The sequence below is a fragment of the Sulfurovum sp. genome (assembly GCF_041551015.1).
Classification (GTDB): Bacteria; Campylobacterota; Campylobacteria; order Campylobacterales; family Sulfurovaceae; genus Sulfurovum.
Genome location: NZ_JBFENQ010000127.1, coordinates 1 through 4,922 on the forward strand (window position 1 = coordinate 1; position 4,922 = coordinate 4,922).

General features: G+C 34.7%; 6 protein-coding genes and 2 pseudogenes. 3 read left to right on the top strand and 5 right to left on the bottom strand.

Annotated features, from left to right (window positions below):
- Both ABZC96_RS08180 and ABZC96_RS08185 read right to left on the bottom strand, forming a co-directional pair.
- Positions 1-841: pseudogene (locus tag ABZC96_RS08180) on the bottom strand (fused protease/ribonucleoside-triphosphate reductase); the annotation flags it as partial.
- Positions 825-1,340 carry a DJ-1/PfpI/YhbO family deglycase/protease gene (locus tag ABZC96_RS08185; protein WP_373030368.1) on the bottom strand — a complete coding sequence of 172 codons (516 nt, stop codon included), beginning with the start codon at positions 1,338-1,340 and terminating at the stop codon, positions 825-827. The pseudogene ABZC96_RS08180 and the gene ABZC96_RS08185, both read right to left, overlap by 17 nt.
- Before the next feature lie 175 nt (positions 1,341-1,515).
- On the opposite strand from ABZC96_RS08185, the gene ABZC96_RS08190 reads away from it, so the two are divergent.
- The 3 genes from ABZC96_RS08190 to ABZC96_RS08200 all read left to right on the top strand — a co-directional run bounded on the left by ABZC96_RS08190 (position 1,516) and on the right by ABZC96_RS08200 (position 3,645).
- Complete coding sequence (locus ABZC96_RS08190; RefSeq protein WP_373030370.1) at positions 1,516-1,953, top strand: Hsp20/alpha crystallin family protein; 438 nt, start codon at positions 1,516-1,518, stop codon at positions 1,951-1,953.
- Positions 1,954-2,120: 167 nt separating this feature from the next.
- Positions 2,121-2,690, top strand: a complete 570-nt coding sequence (locus ABZC96_RS08195) for a CDP-alcohol phosphatidyltransferase family protein (protein ID WP_373030371.1) — start codon at positions 2,121-2,123, stop codon at positions 2,688-2,690.
- A 1-nt stretch (position 2,691) separates the two neighbouring features.
- Complete coding sequence (locus ABZC96_RS08200; RefSeq protein WP_373030372.1) at positions 2,692-3,645, top strand: MBL fold metallo-hydrolase; 954 nt, start codon at positions 2,692-2,694, stop codon at positions 3,643-3,645.
- 63 nt (positions 3,646-3,708) lie between these two features.
- Here ABZC96_RS08200 and ABZC96_RS08205 read toward each other — a convergent pair whose 3' ends face one another.
- From ABZC96_RS08205 to ABZC96_RS08215, 3 genes and pseudogenes are all read right to left on the bottom strand, one after another.
- Positions 3,709-4,542 carry a thioredoxin family protein gene (locus ABZC96_RS08205; protein ID WP_373030373.1) on the bottom strand — a complete coding sequence of 278 codons (834 nt, stop codon included), beginning with the start codon at positions 4,540-4,542 and terminating at the stop codon, positions 3,709-3,711.
- Positions 4,539-4,736 (bottom strand): hypothetical protein, encoded by a 198-nt coding sequence (locus ABZC96_RS08210; RefSeq protein ID WP_373030374.1) that lies wholly within the window; start codon positions 4,734-4,736, stop codon positions 4,539-4,541. The genes ABZC96_RS08205 and ABZC96_RS08210 overlap by 4 nt, the downstream gene beginning before the upstream one ends.
- Positions 4,733-4,922: pseudogene (locus ABZC96_RS08215) on the bottom strand (carboxymuconolactone decarboxylase family protein); the annotation flags it as partial. The pseudogene ABZC96_RS08215 and the gene ABZC96_RS08210, both read right to left, overlap by 4 nt.

A 4,922-nucleotide genomic window follows, 5' to 3' on the forward strand; every position in this document is an offset into this window, starting at 1 on the left:
CACTTCGCCGTACATTGCCTGCTACAACGCAGACACCGATCGCATTCATTACGTCAGCAGTGCAACGTGTCTTATCGATCTTTCCTATGCAATAGTTCTCTAGATAGTTTTCTATACGTTCATGTAATTCTATTAGTGGAGCAGGGCCAGATGCTGTACCTCCAAACCCATGAATAGGAGATCCCTCGGGACGGATTTGACTGTAGTCAAATGTGAACCATGCACCTTTCTTTGTAAAGCTTTCTATCAGCAGTCGTACCGATGCCACCCATCCTTCTCTACTATCAGGAATAACATAGCATATAGAGCTAGATTTATCTGGTAAAGAAACGTTATTCCCTTTCCATACAGTATTAAAACCGACTCCAACACCACACATTAGCATATCCATTGCCCATTCTGCTGCTAGTGAAAGGTCTGTTGTATCTACAGCTCCACAGTTATTTAACGCTGCAGCTCCACGTTCGTAAATATACTCTGTCCCCATAATCCACAAACCCCGTCCAGGAGGAAGCCATTTCATATCGAACATAGCTATAGCAAGTTTTTGAGCATAGCGTTGCCATTTTGCTTCATCCCAGACTAAACGGTTTAAAACATAATGGTTTTTACGTACGGACATCACACCATTAATAACACGAATGACCGTATCTGCCCAATGTTCCTGTGAACCATCAGGTTTTATCCGGCTATATGTACGGTAATAGACTGCCTCACCAAAACCTCCGAAACCAAATTTTGCCTTTTTGGAAAGTATATCGTTACAAAAGTCTTCTTGCAGAGTAAATCGTTCTTTCACAAGTGTTTTGGTGTGCACCAATTCGTTATCTTTTTGACTCATAATATAAAGACTTTTTAATAGCTTCCATAAATGCATTTAAATCTGAGGGTTGTCGAGAAGTGATCAGGTTTTTATCTACCACCACTTCCGCATCTTTATATATAGCACCAGCCTCTTTTAACTCTTCTTCAATGCTTTGATACCCTGTAACAACTCTCCCATTCAGTAAACCTGCTGATATCAGTATCTGTGGACCATGGCATATGGCTGCTACTAACTTATTATGATCGAAAAAGTATCGCGCAATCTCCAATGCTTTACTCTCTTTACGTATCAAAGAAGGACCTTTCCCTCCAGGAAGGATCAGTATGTCGTACTGCTTTGGATCTACTTCATTTAGGGTCAATGTGGCATATACATTAAATCCATGTTTACTGATGATAGTACCTTTTTTTAAAGAAGCAATATCTACATGAATACCCAGTTCTCGAAGAGATTGATAGGGAATTTTTAACTCAGAGTCTTCAAAAAGATCTGCAGTGATGATCAAAGCTCTCATATTCTCCTCCTTTTATAATCTTGTTTTTACTTGTGACGAGTTAATACAATATTCTAATTTAAGTATAGCATATTGTTTGGTATGAAGTTTCAAAATAATATATAAAGATAATTGACAAGTATGATAAAAAGTTATATACTGATATATAACATCTAATTAATACAAAGGAGAAATAATGTTATTAACAAAATTTGACCCAATGAGAGAATTTAGAGATTTAGAAGAGAGACTGGCGGGCGCATTAAAATTTCCGGAGGTTGATAGTGAGCTTTCAATTGTTTCTGGTTTTACTCCCTCTGTTAATACCAGAGAAGGTGACTATGCCTATCATGTAGAGGTAGATCTCCCAGGTGTTAAAAAAGAGGATATTCATGTTGATCTCAAAGATGATGTATTGACTATCTCAGGTGAGAGAAAAACCAAAAAAGAGGTCAAAGAGAAGGATTACTATAAGAAGGAGAGCTCTTATGGTAAGTTTCAAAGAAGTTTTACACTTCCAGATAATACTGATGCTGAAAATATCGAAGCAAATTGTCAGGATGGTGTACTGGAAGTAGTGATACCAAAGATGAAAAGAAGTGAAAAAGAAACTAAAAAGATAAAAATAAAATAATCTTCACGATAAAGAGGGAATAACCTCTCTTTATCATTTTGATCTTATTGTACTAGACTCAGAAAAAGATGCTTCAAAAAATATTTGCTAGAGAACTTCATATTTTATAATTCACATTTAAATTTAACAAATATTATGAGTATAATATAATAAGAGGAGGTTCTATTATGTTATTAAATATCCCAAATCTATTAAGTCTTTTTCGTATCATTGCAGCACCATTTTTACTGCTTACTGGATGGTTTAATATGCCAACTGTTTTTTTTATACTTTTTGGATTAATGCTTCTTTCAGATGCTCTTGATGGAATTATCGCACGAATGTTGGATCAAACCAGTGAATTGGGAGCAAGACTCGATAGCTATGGTGATATATTGACCTATCTTACTACACCTTTGGCTGTCTGGTGGCTTTGGCCAAATATTATCAAAGATGAACTTTACTATATCATCGCTGCAATCGTTATCTATATCTTTCCTGCTTTTTTTTCTCTGCTGAAGTTTGGAAATCTTGCCAGTTATCATACATGGATCACAAAAATTTCAGCTGTACTGATGAGTGCAGGTGCAGTGATGCTACTTGGGTTTGAAAGTAATCTTTTGTTTCATATAGCGGTCTATTTTTTAGTGATAGAAATGCTTGAAAATATTGTGATTACAATGATACTGCCAAAACAGAAAAATAATATCTTTTCCATTTGGCATGCTTGGAAAGAGAGAGAATTAGATAAAGGATGAAATGGTGCAATTGACTTTTTTAGGAACAAGTGCTGGAAAACCGACCAGAGAGAGAAATGTATCTGCACTTGCATTGGAGTTCGAGCAAGATAATAAATGGTACCTTTTTGACTGTGGAGAGGCGACGCAGCATCAGATGATACGGACTAGGCTCACTATTGGCAAGCTTGATACTATTTTCATCACCCATCTTCATGGTGACCACTATTATGGACTTCCTGGTCTATTAGCTTCAAAAAAGCTTGATACTGCCTTTAATCCTTTAAGTATTTATGGTCCCAAAGGAATCAAAAAATTTTTAGAATGTGTTACGGATGTTTCATCAGAATATTTAGGATATGATCTTAAGATCATCGAATATGAAGCCCAAGATAGTTTTGTATTTGATAGATTTTCATTGAAAATTTTGCCTCTGGTGCACTCTGTAGAGAGTTTTGCCTTCTATATCAAAGAGAATGATATTAGTAATAAGTTAAATGAAAAAAAATTGAGAGCCATAGGATTGGAACCATCATCACTTTACGGTGAATTACAAAGAGGAAAAAGTATCACTTTTAAAGGGAAAAAACTTGAACCTAAAGATTTTACTCTTGATACCATACCGGGAAGATCGTTGATCATCGCAGGAGATAACAGCAGACCGGATATATTGGGAAGATATCTGGAAGATCTTGATCTACTGGTGCATGAGTGTACATATACTCAGGAAACCTATGACAGCCTTCCTGTAAAAGTTTTGCATTCTACTGCACAAGAGCTTGCTACAGTAGTTCAGGAAAAGGGTGTTAAAAATCTGATTGCATCTCATATTAATCCCAGATATAACAAGAATGGTACCATGGGCGTAGAGATGATCTATAACGAGATAAAGCATAATTATAAAGGCAGACTTTTTATTGCCAATGATTTTGATGAGTATCGTCTAGATAGAGACAGTGTTGTTGAAAAATTATAAAGTATTTTGAGTAAGACTACAGATGATTTAAAACATACGAAACAAATCGTATGTTTTTTATTGTTACTTTGTTAAAGTATCTGTTTTAAGTATATAAGTAAATTCATCTTTATTGTTGTAACCGATGACATTTTTATAGCTTTTGAGTGTTTTGTAGTCTATGAAATGCACGATAGGGGTAAAACCTGTATCAAACTCTTTTGGAAATGGATCTTTTTCTCTGTTAAGAATAAGAGGGATATAGTTTTTTTGTATGAGCTCATTTACTTCATTTTTGAGAAGTACTCTTTGTTCAAATTTTCGACACCAAGGGCAGTAATTCGATACCAATACAAGCATGATGTTTTTATGTAGTTTCTTAGATTTCTTTACTGCTTCTTCATAATTTGTTTCATATTTCATTTCTGAAGCAAAGTTCTTTTCGTCTATGACAACTTTAGTGATCTTTTTGTTTTCTTCTGTGTATTGTTCTGAGAATTTTGAAAGCATTGTATCAAACGTGTCTTCAAAGGCATCCTCTATATCATCACCCTCATTGAACAAAAAATGTCCCATACTTTGGTAAGTGAGTGCAAATGTTTTTTCATTATTGTCTAGACGTTGCACTTCTTCGCCAATGAGTAGTTGGATATTTATTACAGTTGTATCATTGACCTTCATTTCATTGACAAGTACTGCCAAAGATCTCGGATCATAACCTTTTGTATCTATCTTCAGTTCATCAGTCATTGCTTGTAAACTCTCTAAGATAGTACTTCTATATGATGGTGGAACTGTTTTTCCCGAGATCTCTACAACAAGGTAGAGTTTATTGATACCAGACAATGTGTACATTGTCGAGGCACTTAGTATGATATTGGTAAAAAATACCAACAGAAATATTTTTTTTAATTTCATTGTTCTTTGCTCACTTTATTTGCTCTGAAATGTGTTTTCTTAGTCTTTGGATTTTCTGGACCTCTAAACGCTGCATCTTTTTCATCCCAGTTCAGCCTTTTAGCTTGCTTTTCATACGGTGCTCCAATAAGATAGAAAATAAAATCCCAAATTCCGATGAAAAACCTCTTTATATATCCGAATACTTTTTTCATGTTTGTCCTAAACCAAATACATTTGAAAGTGTATTGATATAATTAAAATATCCTGTGACTGCTACAGCTTCTACAATTTGAATGTCGTTATAACCTATCTCTTTTAATGCATTTATCTCTTCTTTTAACATTTTATAGTTGTCTTTTTTTGATGCTTTAATACAAAAATTGAGTAGGGCTTTTTCA

Excerpts from the sequence above, each read along its gene's own strand:
- ABZC96_RS08185 (WP_373030368.1), bottom strand. The coding sequence starts at position 1,340 with ATGAGAGCTTTGATCATCACTGCAGATCTTTTTGAAGACTCTGAGTTA.
- ABZC96_RS08190 (WP_373030370.1), top strand. The coding sequence starts at position 1,516 with ATGTTATTAACAAAATTTGACCCAATGAGAGAATTTAGAGATTTAGAA.
- ABZC96_RS08195 (WP_373030371.1), top strand. The coding sequence starts at position 2,121 with ATGTTATTAAATATCCCAAATCTATTAAGTCTTTTTCGTATCATTGCA.
- ABZC96_RS08200 (WP_373030372.1), top strand. The coding sequence starts at position 2,692 with ATGGTGCAATTGACTTTTTTAGGAACAAGTGCTGGAAAACCGACCAGA.
- ABZC96_RS08205 (WP_373030373.1), bottom strand. The coding sequence starts at position 4,542 with ATGAAATTAAAAAAAATATTTCTGTTGGTATTTTTTACCAATATCATA.
- ABZC96_RS08210 (WP_373030374.1), bottom strand. The coding sequence starts at position 4,736 with ATGAAAAAAGTATTCGGATATATAAAGAGGTTTTTCATCGGAATTTGG.